This window comes from Halobacteriovorax sp. RT-2-4 (genome assembly GCF_047085445.1).
Taxonomy (GTDB): Bacteria; Bdellovibrionota; Bacteriovoracia; order Bacteriovoracales; family Bacteriovoracaceae; genus Halobacteriovorax_A.
Window position 1 is genome coordinate 2136655 of record NZ_JBKIXY010000001.1, and the last position, 19674, is coordinate 2156328.

Here is a 19674-nt window from a genome sequence, read left to right on the forward strand (position 1 = left end):
TTTGCAATAACTTATGAATCATAAATTGGGTCATCGTGACTTAAATTTGTGTATTTATGATTAGAAATAGAGGTTTTTTAAAATGTCTGATGATGTAAAAAAACAGTTAAACCGAAGAGAGTTCTTTAGTTTTGTTACTGTTGGTTGGGTAGCCTTCACTTCTGCGGTAGCAGGATTCTTAACTTTAATTTTCCGTTACACGTATCCAAACGTTAACTTTGAACCAGAAATGGATTTCGTCGCTGGTCGTCCTAACGATTATGAAGAAGGTGTAGATGAGCGCTGGAAGAATGGTTACGGTGTTTGGATTGTAAAAATGGAAGGACGTCTTTTCGCTCTTTCAAATATCTGTACACACTTAGGTTGTGTTCCTAACTGGCTTCCTGCCGAGTTAAAATTTAAATGTCCATGTCACGGTTCTGGTTACTATCAAAATGGTATCAACTTCGAAGGTCCAGCTCCAAGACCGTTAGAGAGATATAAAATCTCACTAAATGCTGAAGGAAAAATCATTGTCGATAAAACAAAAATTTATCGTTATGAGAAAGGTCAGTGGGACAATCCACAAAGTTACTTAAAAGTTTAATTTAGATTAATAAATAGGAAGGAATAACAATGGCTAAAAGAGGTGTTGTTGATTACATTAGAGAAACTCAGGTCTGGAAATCGATCTTCAGACACGGGCCTCCAACGAACGCAAGAAACAGAGCAGCTGTCGTAGCTGGTAACGTGTTTTTACACTTACATCCAATCAAACTAAAAAAATCAGGGGTTCAGCTTGGTTATACATGGTGTATGGGTGGACTTACATTTTTCATTTTCTTAGCGCTAACTGTTACTGGTGTACTTTTAATGTTCTATTACAGACCAACTGCAGAGTACGCATATAACGATATTATCGCACTTAAAGAGCACGTGCCTTTAGGGATTATGCGTGAAATTCACCGTTGGGGTGCTCACGCCATGGTTATTACTGTGTGGCTTCACATGTTCCGTGTATTTATGACTGGTTCATATAAACCACCTAGAGAATTTAACTGGGGTGTTGGTGTTATCCTTTTAGTATTAACTCTTCTACTATCATTTACTGGTTACCTACTTCCTTGGGATCAGCTAGCGATTTGGGCGATTGCCGTTGGTTCGAACATGGCAAAAGCAACACCTTTCCTAGGTCATGGTGGTCCAGGTGCAGCTTTAGCTCAAATTGGTGACTTCGTGATGGTTTCTGATAAAAACGACGTTCGTTTCCAGCTTCTTGCAGGACGTTTCGTTGGGGAACCAGCACTACTAAGATTTTATATTCTTCACTGTGTATTCATTCCACTTGTTGTTGGTGTTCTAATTGCAGTTCACTTCTGGCGTGTAAGAAAAGACGGTGGGATTTCAGCTCCACTTTAGAAAATATATTTTGAGAGAAAGGGATATATAAATGAAAGAACTTATAAACTGGCTGGCCGATCCGATTAGATCATTCCCGATTACGACGGTCCTATTCTTCTTCATGATGAAGTACTATCGTGTAGTAGGAAGCAAGAAATTTGCTAAATGGGCACTTATTGCTGCTGCACCTATTACAGTTTGGTTTTGTATGGATGCAAACTTTAGAGCAATTATCTTATGGCCAGATAATATTCCAATTAACATTATTATCGTTCTTATCGCTTGGCTTACTTGGTATGCACTTTATAGAGCAGCAGAGAATGACAAGAGAATTGAAAATGGTGAGTGCCCAATCGAAGCACTTCCAGAAAATAGAGAAAAAGTATGGGTATGGCCTAACTTAGTATTTACTGAGTTAATGTGTATGATCGGTACGACAATCTTCTTAGTAGTATGGGCGATTATCTTTAAAGCTCCTCTAGAAGAACCTGCAAACACTACTTGGGCACCTAACCCGGCGAAAGCTCCTTGGTACTTCCTTGGTCTACAAGAAATGCTTGTATACTTTGACCCTTGGATGGCAGGGGTTGTACTTCCTGGTCTAATTCTTGTTGGTCTTATTGCGATTCCATATATTGACACAAACCCAAAAGGGAATGGTTATTTCACAATTAAAGAAAGACCAATCGCTATGTGGGGATTCTTATATGGTTGGATCGTACTTTGGATGTACCTAATTATCGTTGGTACTTTCTTACGTGGTCCAAACTGGACATTCTATGGACCATTTGAGTTCTGGGACTTTCACAAGGTTGTTTCTGAGTACAACGTAAACCTTTCAGAATTTGTATGGCTTAAGTGGCTAAATACTCCAATGCCTTCAAATATCGTTGTTAGAGAGATTGTGGGTATTATCCTAACTCTTGTTTACTGTTGTGTACTTCCTGTTGCAATTGCTAAGTCAAAGTACGGGAAGAAGATTATCGAAAACACTGGTCAGATTAGATACTATATTTTCATCATTCTTGTACTTGGTATGACTTCATTACCAATTAAGATGGTTCTTAGATGGCTATTTAGCTTAAAGTATATTATCGCTCTACCAGAGTGGGAACTTAACCTATAAGCGAATCTGGATATAGATATATAAAGATACTTAAAGAAGAAGTAATAAAGGGTATATAAAAATGTCAAAGAAACATGAGCCAGGCATGGCCTATGATATGAAAAAACTGAATAAGATCTTCGCGATCTTTTCACTGGTTCTTTTGGTCACGGTAATATGGGTTTTCCTAGATGATTACATGAGACCTTGGAAAGCAATTCAAATCGAAGCAATGAAAATTGAAAAAGAAAAAATTGCTAAAGATATTGCTGAAGAAGAAGCAAAGATCAGTGCTGAAAAAGTTAAAGTTCTTAATGACGAATTAGCGGCAGCTAAGAAATCAGTTGAAGCTAAGAGCAAAGATATTGCTGCTATCGAGAAAGAGCTTAACCAAGTAATTAAAGATATTAAAAAAGAGCAGATCGTTAATGGTCGTCTAAACTCAGACGTTGCTGCACTTGCTTTTAATTACGGTGTTGCTCACGCAGAACATGCATCGAATGCAGGCTCTTTATTTAAAAAACTTCAAGAGAAGAAAGATCTTTTTGCAAAATCGACTGATAAGAAGAAAGCTCTTCAAGATAAAGAAAAGAACCTTAAGAAACAGCTAGCTGACTTTAATACTGATATTGATGCTATTAATAAGCAAGTGAACGGTATTGTTGGTCGTCTAGAGCTACTTAAGGGTGCTGAAAAGAGAAAAGAAGTTACTCCGGTATTTGCACTGAGAAACTTACCATTTATCGATTTCATGGACCCAACTGTTAAGGTTCAACAAGTAGTATTAGAAAATATTACTGACGATAGATTCTTTCAACACGTACCAAAAGTTGATCGTTGTATGACTTGTCACACATTTATTGATAAGCCAGGTTACGAAAATCAACCAAACCCACATAAGACTCACCCTAACTTAGACCTTATGGTTGGAGCTAATGGTAAGCACCCAATGAAGAACTTTGGTTGTACTTCATGTCACGGTGGTGAAGGGCATAGAGTTAATGACTTCAATGCAGCTGCTCACATGCCTGCAACAGAAGAACAAAAACAAGATTGGATTGCTAAGTACAACTGGCACGAGCCACACAAAGTACCTATCGTACAATTAAGACGTGGTGATTACGAAGCTGGATGTGTTAAATGTCACAGTGGTGTTCAGTATATTCCACAAGCGACTACTTTAAATGAAGGTCGTCGTGCTCTTGAAAAATTTGGTTGTTATGCCTGTCACAAGATTGAAGGTTGGGAGCATAAGAGAAAACCAGGTCCTAGTTTAGAGAAAATAGCTGCTAAGCTTGATAAAGATTTCTTTAAGAATTGGGTTTGGGAACCAAAAGCATTTAATAAGCATGCAAAAATGCCTCAGTTCTTTAATAACGATAATAATAACTCACCAGAGTTTGTTAAAAAGAATATCGCTGAAGTAAACGCAATCGCTGAAGTTATTTACGCTCAGTCTGAAAGCTATAAGCCTTTCATGAAATACACTGGTGGTAATAAAGAAAAAGGTAAGCAACTGGTTGGTGAAATCGGATGTCTTGCTTGTCACGGTGTTAAAGACTTTGCACTTGAGTCTCAAAAAGTTGATGCTCATAAAGGTCCTTACCTAGATGGTATTGGTTCTAAAGTTAAAGATGCTAATTGGATGGCTTCATGGCTTAAAAACCCAAGTCACTTCCAAGAAGATACAATTATGCCTTCTTTCAGACTATCTGATAGAGAAGTTAACGATATTACTGCATACCTAATGAGCCTTAAAAATAATCAATTTGAAAAGCTTAAGTTTGCAGATATGGATAAAGGTGCAAGAGATGAGATTCTTGTAACTTACTTCTCTGCTTTTGATACTGTTGAAGTTGCAAAAGCTAAGCTTGCGACAATGAGCGATCACGAAAGAACAATGGAATTAGGACGTCGTTCAATCGGTAAATATGGTTGTTACTCATGTCACAATATTAAAGGTTTTGAAGATCGTGCACCAATTGGTCCAGAACTTTCAAAAATTGGTTCTAAGCCTCTAACTCAATTTGGTTTCTCTCATGAGAAAGTTGAGCACTCAAGAGAAGCTTGGATTAAAGCGCACCTACTTAACCCAAGAAGATGGGACAATGGTGTTGATAAACCATTTAAAGATCTACTAAGAATGCCTCAGTTCCATATGAGCGAGAAAGATGCTGCTCTAATTACAACAGCTCTTATCGGTCAAGTTGATCAGAAGATTCCTCTTAAAGGTGTTAAGAGATATGATGCTGCTGAAACTGTTGCAAATGAAGGTATGAAGGTTGCTGTTAAGTTTAACTGTATTGGATGTCACCAGATCGATGGTGAGTTCGGTGATATGCTGAAAATTTACGATGATGTAAACGAAGCGCCTCCACGTTTAGTTGAACAAGGGCACCGTGTACAAGCTGATTGGTTCCATTACTTCCTTGGTGATGTATATGAGATCCGTCCATGGCTTAAGTTAAGAATGCCTTCTTTCAACATGAGTAAAGAAGAAAAAGAAAAACTTGTTGATATGTTCCGTGTAAAAGCTGACCAACCAATCTTTGATGAAAATGAAAAAGTTGTTTGGGAAAGTAGTGAAGAAAGACGTGCTGCTGTTAAATTATTTAATGACTTAGCATGTGCTTCATGTCACACAACTGGATTCAATAGTGATCCTGCACTTGCTCCAGATCTTCACTTTGCTAAGAGAAGATTAAGAAAGAGTTGGATTAAGAAGTGGCTTGAAGGTCCAGATAAGATTATGCCTGGTACAACAATGCCTTCTTTCTGGCCAGAAGGAGAGGCTGCGGATCCAGAACTTCTTGACGGTGATGCTAAGAGACAAATCGAAGCAGTTACTAAGTATGTACTTGAGTTAGGAAGTGATTTTTACTCACCAAAAGCTAAGAAAGCTGGAAAGAGATAACGGGAGTTTATAAATGGCAGGACATGCTAATACAAAAGATTTAGTTCATGACGGTGTAATTAGTTATCCAAATGACCCTCAATTTGGACACGCGAGTCCAAATAAAATTGGGATGTGGTTATTTCTTGGAACTGATGCCATGTCATTTTCAGGCTTATTAATTGCTTATGCTGTACTTCGTGCAACTAAGCATTGGCCAAACCCTGTAGAAGCTCTTGGTGGAGTACACCTTTCAGGGATTATGACTTTCATTCTAATATGTTCTTCTGTTTCAATGGTTATGGCGATTGATGCTGTAAAGATGAGACAACCGAAAGCAATTAGAGGTTGGTTACTTGCAACGATTATCGGTGGAGTTATCTTCCTTGGTATTCAAGCTTATGAGTATATGCACCTTATGTCAGATATGGGGATGACATTCTCAACATATGAGCATGGTAATAACTTATTTTCTTCGACATTTTTTGCAATTACAGGTTTTCACGGGCTTCACGTTCTTTCAGGTGTAATATTCCTTATTTATATGTACGTACTTGCTCTTAAGGGACGTTTTGACAAAGGTGACTATGGACTTCTAGAAGTGTGTGGTCTTTTCTGGCACTTCGTTGACCTTGTTTGGATTCTAGTATTTACATTTATTTACTTAATTTAATTAGTGAACAATATGTTGTAAGAAAGGCCCTACCTATGTAGGGCCTTTTTTGTTTTGACCTAAAATAATGGACTAAGCCTTCCGAAAGGTATATAAGGCAATTATATGAAAAGTTTCTTATTACCAATTGGCATATTAATTCTAGTACTATTTTCAGACTACGTTTTTGCGTGTCCTGGTTGTGCTGGATCTATGGATAATCCAAAGGATGCTAGGTTAGTTTGGATTCTTGTGACTTTCATTGGTCTAATCTATATTCCGTTTTTTATTCTTTATAAAACAATTCACAAATATAGAAAAAACTCAGTAGCTTCTAAGATTCATGAAGAAGAACAACAGTAATTTCATCTATACATTACTTTTTATTTTAAGTGGTCTAATTGCACTTTTTCTCGTTTGGTTTATTTACTTCAAACCAGAAGCTGCAGTTAAGTTATGGTGGGTAGATTATCTTCCAATGGTAAACGCTGCTTTAAATACAATTTCTGCGACATTATTATTTGTAGGTTGGAGATTTATTAAAAATAAGAATGTTTCTGCACATATTAAATGTATGTCAGGGGCGACTGCCACTTCCGCTCTCTTTCTTGTTTCATATCTTCTGTATCATCACTTCCATGGGGATACGAAATTTATAGCGCAAGGTTTTGTAAGGCCTGTGTATTTTTCAATACTAATTTCACACGTTTTATTAAGCATTGTTATGTTGCCAATGATTTTAATTACTCTTTGGAATGCTTTGACTGGTAGTTTTAAGAGCCATAAGAAATGGGCAAAGTGGACTTTACCCATTTGGCTTTATGTTTCAGTAACTGGTGTAATGATTTTTTTCTTTTTAAAATATCTTAATTACTAGATTCTTTTTTTGCTTTCTTTCTATCTTCTGCATTTAGTCTTGATTTTGGAAGTACCGCTTCATGTGGTGAAACAACAACTTTTTCGCCAATAATAACATCTCCCATAATCGAGGCTTTTAATCCAACTGTTGCACCTCTCTTAATAACTGTTGGCGCAATAACTAGAAAACCAGCTTGAGCATAATGAGCAAAAATTGTGGCAGAGCCGCCAATTGTCACATAGTCTTCAAGTGTAATCAGACATGGATCAGAAATATTTGTCGTATTGATTACACAATTCTTTCCAATCTTCATTCCCATCATTTTATAAAAAAGAGTGATTATCGGTGTTGCTTGAAAAAAATCTAAAACTGTATAGCGTACTAGTTGTGTTAAAGCATTGTGATAATACCAAGGAAGAGTTTCTAGAGAAATCCAACTCCCTTTAAATGGTTTCATCTTCAGAGGATAAATCCAATTAAAGAATGGTACGATAAAAATTAGAGTTAAAGCGTAGGCTGCATAAGACATAACAAATGCAAATGACATCGCTAGGGCCTGAATAATGAAGTGTTGTCCTGCTACATTTTCATATGCCGTAGTTAAAAAAATGTATCCAGGAGTCAATCCTAGAGTAATACAAATAATATAAACTATAATTGGAGGTATCATCGCTGCCATATATCCAATGGCCTGATATTTTCTAAAAATATTTTCTAAAACCTTAGCAAGACCCTTCTTATTAGAAGCTCCTGATTGAAGTTCTTCCTGTGATTGCTTTTTCTTCTCTTCCATTTTTCCCTAACCAATATCTTTAATAATTTTAATAAGCTTAATTATATCATCACTATCTTGATAAATGCTAAAGCCAAAACGCAAAATATTTCGGCGGTAATCGACATTAACTCTCTTTGTTTTAAGACTTTTGGCATACTCTTCACACTCTAAAGCTGTGGTGAAAATAAAAGCGATAAAGTGTCCTCTATTGGCCGTTGTTACAATTTTATTTTCTAAAGTTGTCCCTTTTATTCCTGACAGAAAGTCAGCTTGGTTTTTTTCAACGTGTAAGTGAATATCATGGACAGTTACCTTTTCATTCTTCCATAGATTTAAAACAGCATTCATACGATAGATTGCCGTGAAATCCATGGTTGATCCAGCAAATCTAAAACCATCATTACTAAATGGAACCTTATCTTCACTAAAATTTGTCAGGTCTCCCATCTGTGCAAACCAACCAGTATTTTTTGGCGTAAGTTTTGTATTTTTTGGTGATATCAGAAAGCAAGATCCTTCTCCTGATCCGCAGTATTTATAACCCCCGGCCATGTAGAAAATTCGATCTTCTATTTCTTTTAGATCTGTTGGGAGGGCCATAAATGCATGGTAGGCATCAATTACAATTTCAGCTTTAGAATTGATTGCTTTTACAAATGAGATGAGATCCTTAATAGCAAAAGAAGAATTAAAAAATACTTGGCTAATAAAGATTAGATCATATTTGTCAGTATTTGCTTCTTGAATAAATCTATCGATAAAGTTTTTATCATTACTATTTTCAATCTTAGTTACATCAAAAATATTTTCTTCTGAAAGACGATTGATTTGACGATCAAAAGAGTAGAACTCACTATCAGTTGTTAAGACTTTTGCTCCATTAGGAAGAGCTGAAAGTATACGATAAGCAAGCTCATGTGTATTCGGTGCAAATGTAATTTGCTCTGGTTTAGAAATATTTAAAACGTTTGCAATATTCTTTTGTAATTCGACAAACTCATTGGAAAAAAATAATCCCCATTTTTCATCAACATATTTAGCGCTATCATCCCAGTACTTGATCTGTGCATCTCTAGTGACATCTGGCCAGTAGTGGTGTGAGTGAGCAGCAAAGTGAAGTTTGCCCTCGTTTGCGTTTAGAAATCTTTTAAAATATTTCTTATACATTCTAATCTCTGTAATTAAAGTTCATAGCTGTTTTTAACTTTTCAGGTAAAATTGGTCTCTGCGATCTTGGAATAATAAAAGTTGATAGATTAAAAAGATCGATGAATGAACGATTGTTATCTGCTGCATCTTTTAAGTATTGATGACCTGAAGATCCACCTGTTCCAATTTTAGTCCCTAACATTCTATGTGCCATAAGTGCATGCTTATAACGCCAAGTCGTAAAGTTCTCATCGATATCCATAAGGTGTGCAAGAACAGTATATGGAAGTGTTAGGATAGGCTCATCTCGATAAAGAAGAACAAAGAGGGCATTTAGAGTCGCTTTTTGAGAAAGCCTTCTTTTTCCTTCTTTTACTAATTTATTATATTCTACAGAATTAAAAAGTGTTTCAAATGTATCGCGTGTACTTTTAAGGTTTGCCTTTTGTATCTCTAGCGCCTTAGGTGGAAGTGTTGCCATATTATCAAGGACAGTAAGTTCGTCACCACATAACATATCTTCAACACATGCCTGATACTCACTCCAGAAATCAAATTCCTCGTTAAAGGTAAATGGCATTCTTTCTAGCCATTTCTCAAGAGCAGAAAATAATGTTGACTCAGCTTCAATTTTTAAAAGCCTTTCTTTATCTTGATCATTCAGTCTTCCAAGGAAATATTCACGATCAACTTCTTTCCTTTGATTTGTCGAAAGTCCAAGCAGAATTTCAATTTCTCTAAATTGAACACTTTGGAATCCTGAAGCAGGGACAAGTAAATCTCTAAATTCAAGAAAATCCATCGGGGTCATTGTTTCCATCACTTCTAATTGGCCAAGAAGTAGAGTTTGAACTTTTTTAATGCGCTCAAGTCTTGAACAAACAGTTGAAAGCAATGATTCTTCAACTTTATCTACTGAGAAAATGTTTTTTATCGAGTGTAGTTCGTGAAGTATTTGTTTGAACCATAATTCATATACTTGATGCACGACTATAAAAAGTGTTTCATCGTGTGCTTCATCTCCATATTTTTTAGAGAGAGGATTTTGTGTATCGAGTAATTTATTCAGTTCTAAATAGTCACCATAATAGACAGGACCGTGATTTTTGTGCATATTGACTCCTATATAGAAATACTATCCCAACACTTTGAAATTGAAAATTATTCATATTTCTAGTTGGGTTAAGAAAGTTGAAATCAAGCTGAAGTTGAAATGGAAAATTCTAAAAAATTACGATTCAAAAAGTTTTTGCCTGTAGTCATAATCACTGTTTTTGCACTTATTCTCATTGGAGGGATGGTAAGAAGCACCGGAGCTGGAATGGGATGTCCTGATTGGCCAACTTGTTTCGGTAAAATTGTTCCTCCTACAAGTGTTGATCAACTTCCAGCTGATTATCAAACTCGTTTTGCAAAGCCTGGTCGCATTGTTGCTATTTTCAATCCTGTACATACATGGACGGAGTACTTCAACAGAATGGCCGGTGTATGGACTGGTATTGCTTCGATCATTTTAGTAGTACTATCATTTGCTTATAAGAAGGATAATAAGAAGGTTGTATGGCTTTCTGGATTGGCCTTGTTTCTAGTTGTTTTAAATGGTGGTGTAGGAGCAATGGTCGTTAGTTCACATCTACATCCAGCTGTTATTACAATTCATATGTTACTCGCGATATTTCTTGCATTTGCGCTTGCCCATTTAAAATATGAGGTAACGGAACTCAAATTTCATCGCAAACACTGCGTTGATCGCTACAAAGACTTCTTGTGGGTTCTTGTGGGACTAGTTGTGATTCAAATCGTTTTAGGAACTCAAGTTAGAGAGCAAATTGACTTGATAACTAATACAGAGCCGAATTTAGCTAGGACAAATTGGGTTGAACGACTTGATATGATTTTTTATATTCACCGTTCTTTCTCAATCTTAGTACTTCTTGGATTTTCGTATACTCTTAGAAAAATCATGGAAGAGTTCAAAGACAATTCATTTGTACAAAAGAAGTGTATCTCAATAATGTTAGTGTTAATTGGTGTCATTACAGCAGGAGTAGTCTTAGCTTATTTAGCATTTCCAGCCTTTGCTCAGCCAGTTCACTTATTATTTGCTATTTTACTTTCTTACTTTATTTATGAGTTATTAATCATTCTTAAAAAATCACAAGAGGTGGAACTGTAATGTATCGTACACTTGCCTTCATCAATATATTATTAACTTTAGGTTTAATTGTCATTGGTGGGTTAGTGAGTGCGGACTTCACTGGCCTAGAGTGTACTTCTTGGCCAATCTGTTATGCAGCTACTGTTGATAAGTCATCAATATATCCAATTCTACATAGAGTTTTTGCTGGAATTATCATTGTTTTAAATACATTTCTTTTTATTAAGCATCCAAAAGAAAAGTCTGTTCGTTTAGGACTATTTCTTTTAATTCTTCAGTCGCTACTGGGTGGAATTAACTTCATTTATAAGCTTCCAACTCTTGTCAGTGTTTTCCACTTAATTTTAAGTTTTGCTTATATCGCAATCTTTTCTCAGCAATTTTATCCTGTTATCAAAAAACAAGAACTGAATTTAAAAGGGTATTCACCTTCGTCGAAAGATCTTGTCTTTATTATGTTACTAATTGCATTTGGACAGTTCTTCTTTGGTGGTATTGTTCATCAAACTGCAACAAAAGATGTGTGTGGAGTAGGGGATAATATTAATATCCTATGCCAAACAGCAGAGGGCCTTCGCTTTTGGCCTACTACTGTAGCAGCACAAATACACTCTCTTCATAAGTATTTAGGAGTCCTGTTTCTAGTAGTACTACTAGCGTTTCTCTTTAGTATAAGAAAAACAATTACTTTATTACATGGAAGAGCATTTAAACAATTCTCTCTTTTATCTGGAAGTTTAGTTGGACTATTTTTAGTTCACTTATTTAATGCAAAGAGATTGTTCTTACTAACTGATACTACTTACTTCCAAGTACTTCATCTTTTATTAGCAATTATCATTACGCTAAATTTACTTTTCTTATTTCAGTGGTTCAAGCGTTTTGAGGAAGTGTTTTTTGGTGGTTATAAGCATACTGTAGCAAGTGACTTGTTAAGCTTAACTAAGCCAAGACTTGGTCTACTCGTTGTTTCGACTATTATTTCAGGAATTTTACTTACTGGACAATATGTTGATTTCTTCTATCTGATTAATGCACTTATTTTTTCAATTTTAATTGTCATGTCTGCAACGACAATTAATTGCTATATGGAAATTGAAGTTGATTCCAATATGGTTCGTACTAAAGATCGCGCCTTACCAGCAGGACGAATAAAACCAATTTATGCTGTTGTTCAAGGATGGCTGCTTTTTATTCTCGGATTTAGTCTAACTTATATTTATGTAAATAAAGTTACTGCGTTACTCGGTGCGTTGGCATTTTTTTCTTATCTTTATGTCTATACTCCGATGAAGAGAACTAGTCCTGCTGCGTTATTTGTTGGTGCACTTCCTGGGGCAATTCCTCCTGTGATGGGGCGCACAATTGTGACAGGTGAAATTGATGGTCTAGCAATTTTATTGTTTGGTATTTTGTTTATTTGGCAAATTCCTCACTTCATGGCCATCTCGATTTACCATAAACAAGATTACGCGGAAGGTGATATTAAGGTTTATCCTCATTACTACTCAATTGCCAAAATGAAGATCTGTATTGCTCTTTGGACATTATTCTTATTTTTATTTAGTAGTGCCGGATATTTCTTTGGTCTCAATTCTTGGAACTTTTTTATCGCTTCATTAGTAGTTAATGGGCTATTTTTTGCGCAGAGTTTGCAAAGTTTTTTTATTCATGATGAGCCGAGTTACGTAGCTTGGGCCCGACAATATTTTTGGGGTTCTATAATCTATTTACCACTCTTGCTATCATTGATGATTTTCCTTAGCTAAATCGTGGAAAATGTTATAAAAAAGGGTTAAAATTTATCAATTCAAATTAATAAAGTATTTCAATAGAAGGAAGGTCTATGGGATTTTTGACACCTGTTTTAGCTACAGTTGTTAGTACAACTTCTAAGCAGATGAGTCTTTGGGAAAGAATGAAACCACCTGAAGATATCTCTGTGCACGGTCACTTGATCGATTGGTTATTTGGCTACACTACTTACATGAACCTCTTTTTCTTTGCATTAGTATGTGCAGGATTATTTGGTTTCTCTTACTTTTATTCAGCTAAGAGACACCCAAAGCCTTATTATACTTATGGGAACAAGAAGATTCATATCATCATTGCGACTGTAATTGGTCTATCGGTATTCCTTGGAATCGATATGAACATTACAAGAATGTCGAATGAGGATTATGTAAATGTTTTTGCTAAGTGGCCAAAAGAGGACGAGAATCCACTTCGTATTCAAGCGCTTGGTCAGCAATGGGCATGGCACTTTAGATATGCTGGTGCAGACAATATCTTCAACACAGAAGATGATGTTGTTCAGTTAAATGACTTAAGACTACCTGTTGGTCGTAAAGTTGTTATTCAAGTACTTTCAAAAGATGTAATTCACTCACTATATTTTCCAAATGCTCGTCGTAAGGTTGATGCAATTCCTGGTCGTTTAACTCGCCTATGGTTTGAACCAACTAAAGCTGGTACTTGGGATATTGCTTGTGCAGAAATGTGTGGAACATATCACTACAGAATGAAAGCTTCTCTAACTACTTATTCAGCTGAGGACTACGCAACTTGGATTGCGGAAGCTCAAGAGAAAGCTATTCATGAGAATGACCCTGAAAACCCTGAATTATTCTGGGGTTGGAAGTGGCAGTACTAATTTTAAGATAACTTTTAGGAGAATATAAAATGGCATTTTTCGAGCAACATATTCACTCAGAGCCAAAGACTTTCATCTCAAAGTATATTTTTTCTTATGATCACAAAGTGATCGGAAAACAATTTCTTTGGTACGGAATCATTGGTCTAGGTTTAGGTGGGATGATGGCCCTTATGATTCGCTGGACACTAGCGTTTCCTGGAGAGGCATTCCCAATTCTAGGTAACTTACTTTTCCCTTCAACAGGAGGAGTTGTTCCACCAGATACGTACGCGATGCTTTTCACTATGCACGGTACGATCATGATTTTCTACGCAATTACACCAATTCTAATTGGGGCGTTCGGAAACTATCTTATCCCATTACAAATTGGGGCAAGAGATATGGTCTTCCCATTACTTAATATGCTTTCTTTTTGGATTGCAGCTGCATCAGCGTTAATCCTTGTTGCTTCTCTGTGTTTACCACTAGGTGCTGCAGCAGGTGGTTGGACTTCGTACCCAACTTTATCAACGCTAATTGGTTCACCAGGGGCCGGGCAAACTCTTTGGACTCTTGCTCTTTTCCTTCTTGGTGTATCTTCAACGATGGGTGCGGTTAACTATATTACAACTGTTATCGTTCTTAGAGCTCCAGGTATGGGATACTTTGATATGCCACTATCTGTTTGGGGTCTATGGCTAACAGCTATTTTAAACGCAATTTTCCTTCCAGTACTTGGTGCAGGTCTTTTACTTCTATTATTTGACCGTGTATTTGGAACAACTTTCTTCCTTGCTGGTGCTGCTGCAACAACAGGAACAGGTGATCCTATCCTTTACCAACACGTATTCTGGATCTTTGGTCACCCTGAAGTTTATATCCTTATTCTTCCTGCGTGGGGGATTGTATCTGACTTACTTTCTTTCTTCGCTAGAAAACCAGCATTTGGTGCGAAAGCAACTGCGCTTTCTATGACTTCGATTACAATTCTTTCAACAATTGTATATGGTCACCACATGTATACGACTCAAATGAGTCCACTTTTAACTCAAACTTTCATGACTCTTACAATGACGATCTCAATTCCATCTGCAATTTTCTTTGCAAACTGGTTAGGGACAATTTGGAAAGGATCAATCAAGTTTGATACGCCAATGATTTTCTCTCTTGGTGTTGTATTCGTTTTTGGTCTTGGTGGTCTAACAGGTCTATATCTAGCAACTGTTACAACTGACCTTTACCTACACGATACATACTTTGTAGTAGGTCACTTCCACTATACGATGGCAGCTTCTGTACTTCTTGGTGGATACGCAGCAATTTATTTCTGGATGCCAAAAATGTTTGGTAAATTCCTGAATGAATTCTGGGGTAAAGTGCACTTCTGGATCACAATGATTGGTCTAAATGGTGTATTCATGGGAATGATGATTGTTGGATACGCAGGTATGCACAGACGTCTTTATAACCCATTTGTTTACGAATTTATGGAAAGACTAATCCCAATTAATGCATTTGTTACTTACTCTGCATTACTAATGGGGCTTGGACAAATTCCATTCGTAATCAACTTTGTTTACACAATTTTCTTTAAGAAAGAAAAAGAGCCAGTATCTGACAACCCTTGGAATGTTGGTACTCTTGAGTGGACAATTCCATCACCAGCACCAGTGTATAACTTTAAAGAGATTCCTGTTGTTAAGTGTGGACCACACGAACTAGGAAACCCAAATCTTCCAGAAGGTAAGGATTTCCAATATCAAACTGAAGAAATAGTTGAGGCATAATTAGAATGAACCAAGTAATGACAAACAAAGATTTTGAAGCAAAACAGCTCACATCATCAATCGCGATGATTGTGCTTCTTGTTTCATTTACAATGCTCTTTGCTACGATGTTACTTGGTTTTTCTGTTTACCGTTTAACTGTTGATGTATGGCCACCAATGGGAATGCCGAGAATTCCTCTAACACTCCCTATGGTCAGTACAATAATAATTGCGTTAAGTTCTGTTGCTTTAGTGCTGTTTGAATCTGCATTCAATAAGCACAATACTAAGGCCATGAGAGTTTATTTCGCATTAACTTATTTATTAGGTCTTGGTTTCATGTTTGTTCAATGGCAACTTTGGAACTCAATGGCAGCGATGGGACTTCAAGCTTCTGGCGGAGTATTCCCATCTTTATTTTATGCACTTACTTGGACTCATGCTGCGCATATTGTTCTAGGTTTAATTGCACTTTTATTTCTTCTTCCTGTTTCAATGAAAGGTTACAGTATGGAGAAAGTAACTTGGGTACAGAATGTATCTAAGTTTTGGCACTTTTTAGGTGTCGTTTGGTTAGTAATGTTTATCGTTATGTTTGTATTTTAAGAGGATAGCTATGAAGAAAATGGCATTAACTTTAACAGCAATGTTTACAATTTTATCTTTGGTTTCTTGCCAGGAAAACCACTTCAAAGAAGATAAAGTATTCGCAGGTGGCCTCTATGTTAAGAAAGATGTTCTTAATAGAGGGAAGCAAATTTACACTGAATACTGTATGCCTTGTCACGGTGTTGACGGTGATGGAAAAGGTGTTGCAGCTAAGGCAATGAAAGTTCCACCACGTGACTTTACTAAAGGTGTCTTCAAGTTTGGAGAAGTTGAAGCGGGAACTCTTCCACACGATAAGCACTTCTACAAAATCTTAGAGAAGGGTCTTCATGGTACGGCAATGCTTCCATGGGATCTAACTGAAGATCAAATGTTTGAAGTTGTTCAATACATTAAAACTTTTGCTCCATCAGTATGGGAAGGTAAAGATAAGGAACTTGGAAAACAAGTTACTCTTGGTAAAAACCCTTACGGTGTAGCTCACGTTAAGTCTGCTATTGAAGAAGGTAAGAAAGTTTATCACGCAGATGCAATGTGCTGGTCATGTCACAGAGCTTACGTTCCTAAGGATGAGCTTGCGAAGCTTACTGGTATGAGCGCGAGTGATTTCTCTGATAGTGATTATCAATCAAAGCTTCAAGAAACAGAGTGGGGATTCAAATCACTTCCACCTGATTTCACTTGGAATACGATTCGTTCGGCAGATACAGTTGAAGAAATTGCTCTTCGTTTAGCTGCTGGTGTTGGTGGAACAGCAATGGCCGCTTGGAAAGGAACACTTACAGATGATCAAATCTGGGCAGTTGCTCACTACGTAGAGTATCTTAAGAACTTAAAAGACACAGAAGCTCGTAAAGAGTTACTTGATCGTATTAAGAATCAATAAGAATCAACAGAGTTAAATAATGACTAGTTTAGGTATAAAAAGATCAAATTCACTAATCGAAACGCTTGTCTCAAAGAAAGCGTTTTGGTTAGTATTTGTTTTATATTTCTTCTCAGTACCTTTTTTCAAATCAGTATTTAGAGAATTACCTCCTGAACTTCCAGTCATGAAACAATTACCAGCTTTCTCACTTACTAATAGTTTTGGAAAAACATTTGGATCAAAAGAATTAGAAGGGCGTGTTTATATAGCAAACTTCATTTTCACTAATTGTCCGTCTAGCTGTCTTAGGTTAACGGAAGAAATGCAAAAGATTCAAAAGAGAGTAAGAGGACTTGGGCAAAAGGTTGCACTTGTATCTTTTACTGTTGATCCTGAAACGGATAATCCTAAAACACTATTTAAGTATGCAAGAAAACATCAAGCAAATCCTTATATTTGGACTTTCTTAACTGGAAAGACTGAAGATATGCAATCTACAATAGTAGATGGCTTCGGTACTCAGATGGGAAAATTACAAGAAGTTGAGGCCAATGTTAACGGTGAAAAGGTAACAATGCTTGATATTGCACACTCTGAAAAACTTGTTCTAGTTGATGGACATGGTAAAATCAGAGGGTATTACGATTCAACAAGTAAAGATATTAATAAGCTAATGATTGATCTTGGTTTATTAGTTAACAAAGAACAGTATTTAAAAAATTAATTAATTATAAATGGAGAATAAAATGGCTGAAGGCGCACATCATTCACACAAGAAATTATATATTTTCATTTTCTTCGTACTGACGTTTTTAACAGCTGTGGAACTAATCATTCCAGGTATGACAAATATTGCAAAGTTTTATCGCGATAGTGCTCTAGTACTTTTAGCTCTTGGAAAAGCTTTCTTAGTTGCTTACTACTTTATGCACTTAAATGAAGAAACTAAATGGACACGTTTTATTGCTGCAATTCCAATTTCAGCAGGTGTTTATGCTACTGTGCTTATTTTAGAATCAATGTTTAGATAATTAGACACAAAGGAGTTTGTATGTCTGAAAACACGAATACGACTACACAACAAGTACCAACTAAAGAGCCATTACCAGTAAAAGATGGACAATTTACTGCGAAAACAAGTTGGATCATTGGATTTTTAATTGTTGGGCTCCTGATTTTAAAAACATTCATTTATACAAAAGATAAAAAAAGACATGGAAAATAAAAAAAAGCCTGCAGAATATGCAGGCTTTTTTTTTAGCTTTTTAAATAAATTGAACAAGAAATCTTTTGCCCTTATTCCTTCTTTCCCAAAAACGAAACAGTTGTTTACAAATACACCGACGCCATAACCCAGACGATTTTCAATCGTAAGAAAATTTAAAAAGCAACTTGAGTGTTTTAATTCTTTATCAGAAAAAAAAATCAAAAAATATATACTGAAATCTTTTGCTAGCTCTTCTTGAGTTGCAATTGATAAAGTTAATTTTATATACAAAAAGCTTTCTTCTTCTTTCGAATGCATTCCTTTATCTCCATGCCTAAACAGTGGTGGAGAAGTTATTCAGTTCTAACTTTATAAATTATTTAATTTATGAACATATTTAGAAAGTGTGTTTGTTAGTTTTAGATTTTTTCTCTTTCAGTAAAGAAGAAATAAAAAATGTAATGATTGTTTTTGTTAAACTATTATTTGTAAAAGTGGTTACGCTTACACATTATCTTATATTACTTATAATAGCTTTAAACCCGGTTTTGTCTGCATTATATAAGTGATAAGAGCAATTTAATTTTTCTAAAATTTAGCTATAATTTCTAAGCAATTAAGTAAAAAAAAACCTGCAAACTGCAGGTCTTTTAAAATTAAAAAAAGTTTTTCTTATTCTAGGTACTCAATACTGATAATTTTATCACCGGCTTTAATCTTTTTTAAGATGTCTAATCCATCTACTACTTGCCCGAAGACAGTATACTTACCATCTAAGTGAGGAAGTGCTGTTAGTGCTATATAGAATTGAGAATCAGCACTATTTTCATCTGTTAAAGTACGGGCCATGGCCATTGTTCCAGCAACATGACTTATATTATTAAATTCTGCCTGGATTTTTTTGCCTGAACCACCATTACCAGTGCCTGTAGGATCCCCTGTTTGTACTACAAAGTTAGGAATTACTCGATGAAAGCCCAATCCATCATAAAAACCACTTTGAATTAACTGAATTAGGCGTGCAACCGTATTAGGAGCCTTTTTAGGATAGAATTTAAAGGTAATATTACCGTGTGAAGTCTTAATAATTCCTTCAGATTCAGATAATCCAGTACGATCTACATTTATTTTAAAGACATCAACCTTTTTGTCCGATACTTCTTCCTGTGTTTTTATATCGCTATTCTTGCTACAACTTAAAAAGATGCATAGAAATAGTGAGATTCTTACAAGCTTTACAATAGTCATTATTGAAATTCTCCTTTGCATAATGAAATTATGATAGGAAATTAAAAAAAATGCAAAAAAAGTAAAAAAAAAGAAAAAACAGTGTTGACATATGAAACGAGGTCACATAAATTACGTTTCACCTTGAGAGATGAACGAAACAAATCAACTGCTTAAAACAGATGATGAGTTATCTTGTGGGCGTGTAGCTCAGTTGGGAGAGCACCTGCTTTGCACGCAGGGGGTCGCAGGTTCGACTCCTGTCATGTCCACCATTTATTTCAAGAGGCTCTTTAACATTCAAATAAAGTAATAAAGATTTGCTGCTTAGGTAGCAAACAAGATGAGAAGAAATCCAAAATAAGTTTTAAACGGTTTTTGAAAGATCT

The 19674-nt window shown here is 35.9% G+C and carries 21 protein-coding genes and 1 tRNA gene; 17 read left to right on the top strand and 5 right to left on the bottom strand.

Annotated features, from left to right (window positions below; genetic code table 11):
- Positions 1 to 82 precede the first annotated feature (82 nt).
- The 7 genes from ACMAYL_RS10290 to ACMAYL_RS10320 all read left to right on the top strand — a co-directional run bounded on the left by ACMAYL_RS10290 (position 83) and on the right by ACMAYL_RS10320 (position 6907).
- Entirely contained in the window at positions 83 to 586 is a 504-nt protein-coding gene (locus tag ACMAYL_RS10290) for a ubiquinol-cytochrome c reductase iron-sulfur subunit (RefSeq protein ID WP_021267552.1), read from the top strand.
- 29 nt (positions 587 to 615) lie between these two features.
- Positions 616 to 1398: a cytochrome b N-terminal domain-containing protein gene (locus tag ACMAYL_RS10295; protein ID WP_103218399.1), complete on the top strand. Its 783-nt coding sequence runs from the start codon at positions 616 to 618 to the stop codon at positions 1396 to 1398.
- 31 nt (positions 1399 to 1429) lie between these two features.
- Positions 1430 to 2506: a hypothetical protein gene (locus tag ACMAYL_RS10300; protein WP_199177554.1), complete on the top strand. Its 1077-nt coding sequence runs from the start codon at positions 1430 to 1432 to the stop codon at positions 2504 to 2506.
- Between the two features lie 61 nt (positions 2507 to 2567).
- Entirely contained in the window at positions 2568 to 5399 is a 2832-nt protein-coding gene (locus ACMAYL_RS10305) for a c-type cytochrome (protein ID WP_103218398.1), read from the top strand.
- A 13-nt stretch (positions 5400 to 5412) separates the two neighbouring features.
- Positions 5413 to 6051: a heme-copper oxidase subunit III gene (locus ACMAYL_RS10310; RefSeq protein ID WP_199177553.1), complete on the top strand. Its 639-nt coding sequence runs from the start codon at positions 5413 to 5415 to the stop codon at positions 6049 to 6051.
- A 105-nt stretch (positions 6052 to 6156) separates the two neighbouring features.
- Positions 6157 to 6393, top strand: a complete 237-nt coding sequence (locus tag ACMAYL_RS10315; protein WP_103218397.1) for a hypothetical protein — start codon at positions 6157 to 6159, stop codon at positions 6391 to 6393.
- Entirely contained in the window at positions 6374 to 6907 is a 534-nt protein-coding gene (locus ACMAYL_RS10320) for a DUF420 domain-containing protein (protein WP_103218396.1), read from the top strand. The genes ACMAYL_RS10315 and ACMAYL_RS10320 overlap by 20 nt, the downstream gene beginning before the upstream one ends.
- On the opposite strand, the gene ACMAYL_RS10325 is transcribed toward ACMAYL_RS10320, so the two are convergent.
- The 3 genes from ACMAYL_RS10325 to ACMAYL_RS10335 are packed head-to-tail and all read right to left on the bottom strand — an operon-like array spanning position 6897 to position 9927.
- Positions 6897 to 7682 carry an acyltransferase gene (locus tag ACMAYL_RS10325; protein WP_392993697.1) on the bottom strand — a complete coding sequence of 262 codons (786 nt, stop codon included), beginning with the start codon at positions 7680 to 7682 and terminating at the stop codon, positions 6897 to 6899. The genes ACMAYL_RS10320 and ACMAYL_RS10325 overlap by 11 nt on opposite strands.
- A gap of 6 nt (positions 7683 to 7688) precedes the next feature.
- Positions 7689 to 8831, bottom strand: coding sequence for an aminotransferase class V-fold PLP-dependent enzyme (locus ACMAYL_RS10330; protein WP_392993694.1), 1143 nt, complete (start codon positions 8829 to 8831; stop codon positions 7689 to 7691).
- A gap of 1 nt (position 8832) precedes the next feature.
- Positions 8833 to 9927 (bottom strand): tryptophan 2,3-dioxygenase family protein, encoded by a 1095-nt coding sequence (locus ACMAYL_RS10335; protein WP_103218393.1) that lies wholly within the window; start codon positions 9925 to 9927, stop codon positions 8833 to 8835.
- Positions 9928 to 10026: 99 nt separating this feature from the next.
- On the opposite strand from ACMAYL_RS10335, the gene ACMAYL_RS10340 reads away from it, so the two are divergent.
- The 9 genes from ACMAYL_RS10340 (at position 10027) to ACMAYL_RS10380 (ending at position 18076) form a co-directional block, all read left to right on the top strand.
- A complete protein-coding gene (locus tag ACMAYL_RS10340; RefSeq protein ID WP_392993688.1) occupies positions 10027 to 10989 on the top strand; it encodes a COX15/CtaA family protein in 963 nt (320 codons plus the stop codon).
- Positions 10989 to 12740, top strand: coding sequence for a heme o synthase (gene cyoE / locus ACMAYL_RS10345; protein ID WP_412470526.1), 1752 nt, complete (start codon positions 10989 to 10991; stop codon positions 12738 to 12740). Before ACMAYL_RS10340 ends, cyoE begins: the two co-directional genes overlap by 1 nt.
- Positions 12741 to 12817: 77 nt before the next feature.
- Positions 12818 to 13624, top strand: a complete 807-nt coding sequence (locus tag ACMAYL_RS10350) for a cytochrome c oxidase subunit II (RefSeq protein ID WP_103218390.1) — start codon at positions 12818 to 12820, stop codon at positions 13622 to 13624.
- A 29-nt stretch (positions 13625 to 13653) separates the two neighbouring features.
- Positions 13654 to 15393: a cbb3-type cytochrome c oxidase subunit I gene (locus tag ACMAYL_RS10355; protein WP_103218389.1), complete on the top strand. Its 1740-nt coding sequence runs from the start codon at positions 13654 to 13656 to the stop codon at positions 15391 to 15393.
- Between the two features lie 5 nt (positions 15394 to 15398).
- Positions 15399 to 15980 carry a heme-copper oxidase subunit III gene (locus ACMAYL_RS10360; RefSeq protein ID WP_103218388.1) on the top strand — a complete coding sequence of 194 codons (582 nt, stop codon included), beginning with the start codon at positions 15399 to 15401 and terminating at the stop codon, positions 15978 to 15980.
- 10 nt (positions 15981 to 15990) lie between these two features.
- Positions 15991 to 16869 carry a c-type cytochrome gene (locus ACMAYL_RS10365; RefSeq protein WP_103218387.1) on the top strand — a complete coding sequence of 293 codons (879 nt, stop codon included), beginning with the start codon at positions 15991 to 15993 and terminating at the stop codon, positions 16867 to 16869.
- 19 nt (positions 16870 to 16888) lie between these two features.
- Positions 16889 to 17575 carry an SCO family protein gene (locus ACMAYL_RS10370; RefSeq protein ID WP_103218386.1) on the top strand — a complete coding sequence of 229 codons (687 nt, stop codon included), beginning with the start codon at positions 16889 to 16891 and terminating at the stop codon, positions 17573 to 17575.
- Between the two features lie 22 nt (positions 17576 to 17597).
- Positions 17598 to 17882 carry a cytochrome C oxidase subunit IV family protein gene (locus ACMAYL_RS10375; RefSeq protein ID WP_158246900.1) on the top strand — a complete coding sequence of 95 codons (285 nt, stop codon included), beginning with the start codon at positions 17598 to 17600 and terminating at the stop codon, positions 17880 to 17882.
- A gap of 20 nt (positions 17883 to 17902) precedes the next feature.
- Positions 17903 to 18076 (top strand): hypothetical protein, encoded by a 174-nt coding sequence (locus tag ACMAYL_RS10380; RefSeq protein WP_158246899.1) that lies wholly within the window; start codon positions 17903 to 17905, stop codon positions 18074 to 18076.
- On the opposite strand, the gene ACMAYL_RS10385 is transcribed toward ACMAYL_RS10380, so the two are convergent.
- Both ACMAYL_RS10385 and ACMAYL_RS10390 read right to left on the bottom strand, forming a co-directional pair.
- On the bottom strand, positions 18029 to 18376 hold the full coding sequence (locus ACMAYL_RS10385; RefSeq protein WP_412471058.1) for a hypothetical protein: 348 nt from the start codon (positions 18374 to 18376) through the stop codon (positions 18029 to 18031). The two genes, ACMAYL_RS10380 and ACMAYL_RS10385, sit on opposite strands and share 48 nt — an antisense overlap.
- 354 nt (positions 18377 to 18730) lie before the next feature.
- Positions 18731 to 19306 carry a peptidylprolyl isomerase gene (locus tag ACMAYL_RS10390; protein ID WP_392993681.1) on the bottom strand — a complete coding sequence of 192 codons (576 nt, stop codon included), beginning with the start codon at positions 19304 to 19306 and terminating at the stop codon, positions 18731 to 18733.
- Positions 19307 to 19484: 178 nt separating this feature from the next.
- On the opposite strand from ACMAYL_RS10390, the gene ACMAYL_RS10395 reads away from it, so the two are divergent.
- A tRNA-Ala gene (locus ACMAYL_RS10395) sits at positions 19485 to 19560 on the top strand.
- The last annotated feature ends 114 nt before the right edge of the window (positions 19561 to 19674 follow it).

Excerpts from the sequence above, each read along its gene's own strand:
- ACMAYL_RS10315 (WP_103218397.1), top strand. The coding sequence starts at position 6,157 with ATGAAAAGTTTCTTATTACCAATTGGCATATTAATTCTAGTACTATTT.
- ACMAYL_RS10330 (WP_392993694.1), bottom strand. The coding sequence starts at position 8,831 with ATGTATAAGAAATATTTTAAAAGATTTCTAAACGCAAACGAGGGCAAA.
- ACMAYL_RS10310 (WP_199177553.1), top strand. The coding sequence starts at position 5,413 with ATGGCAGGACATGCTAATACAAAAGATTTAGTTCATGACGGTGTAATT.
- ACMAYL_RS10375 (WP_158246900.1), top strand. The coding sequence starts at position 17,598 with ATGGCTGAAGGCGCACATCATTCACACAAGAAATTATATATTTTCATT.
- ACMAYL_RS10365 (WP_103218387.1), top strand. The coding sequence starts at position 15,991 with ATGAAGAAAATGGCATTAACTTTAACAGCAATGTTTACAATTTTATCT.
- ACMAYL_RS10340 (WP_392993688.1), top strand. The coding sequence starts at position 10,027 with ATGGAAAATTCTAAAAAATTACGATTCAAAAAGTTTTTGCCTGTAGTC.
- ACMAYL_RS10295 (WP_103218399.1), top strand. The coding sequence starts at position 616 with ATGGCTAAAAGAGGTGTTGTTGATTACATTAGAGAAACTCAGGTCTGG.
- ACMAYL_RS10305 (WP_103218398.1), top strand. The coding sequence starts at position 2,568 with ATGTCAAAGAAACATGAGCCAGGCATGGCCTATGATATGAAAAAACTG.
- ACMAYL_RS10360 (WP_103218388.1), top strand. The coding sequence starts at position 15,399 with ATGAACCAAGTAATGACAAACAAAGATTTTGAAGCAAAACAGCTCACA.
- ACMAYL_RS10335 (WP_103218393.1), bottom strand. The coding sequence starts at position 9,927 with ATGCACAAAAATCACGGTCCTGTCTATTATGGTGACTATTTAGAACTG.
- cyoE (WP_412470526.1), top strand. The coding sequence starts at position 10,989 with ATGTATCGTACACTTGCCTTCATCAATATATTATTAACTTTAGGTTTA.
- ACMAYL_RS10370 (WP_103218386.1), top strand. The coding sequence starts at position 16,889 with ATGACTAGTTTAGGTATAAAAAGATCAAATTCACTAATCGAAACGCTT.
- ACMAYL_RS10355 (WP_103218389.1), top strand. The coding sequence starts at position 13,654 with ATGGCATTTTTCGAGCAACATATTCACTCAGAGCCAAAGACTTTCATC.
- ACMAYL_RS10390 (WP_392993681.1), bottom strand. The coding sequence starts at position 19,306 with ATGACTATTGTAAAGCTTGTAAGAATCTCACTATTTCTATGCATCTTT.
- ACMAYL_RS10320 (WP_103218396.1), top strand. The coding sequence starts at position 6,374 with ATGAAGAAGAACAACAGTAATTTCATCTATACATTACTTTTTATTTTA.
- ACMAYL_RS10380 (WP_158246899.1), top strand. The coding sequence starts at position 17,903 with ATGTCTGAAAACACGAATACGACTACACAACAAGTACCAACTAAAGAG.
- ACMAYL_RS10300 (WP_199177554.1), top strand. The coding sequence starts at position 1,430 with ATGAAAGAACTTATAAACTGGCTGGCCGATCCGATTAGATCATTCCCG.
- ACMAYL_RS10350 (WP_103218390.1), top strand. The coding sequence starts at position 12,818 with ATGGGATTTTTGACACCTGTTTTAGCTACAGTTGTTAGTACAACTTCT.
- ACMAYL_RS10385 (WP_412471058.1), bottom strand. The coding sequence starts at position 18,376 with ATGCATTCGAAAGAAGAAGAAAGCTTTTTGTATATAAAATTAACTTTA.
- ACMAYL_RS10325 (WP_392993697.1), bottom strand. The coding sequence starts at position 7,682 with ATGGAAGAGAAGAAAAAGCAATCACAGGAAGAACTTCAATCAGGAGCT.
- ACMAYL_RS10290 (WP_021267552.1), top strand. The coding sequence starts at position 83 with ATGTCTGATGATGTAAAAAAACAGTTAAACCGAAGAGAGTTCTTTAGT.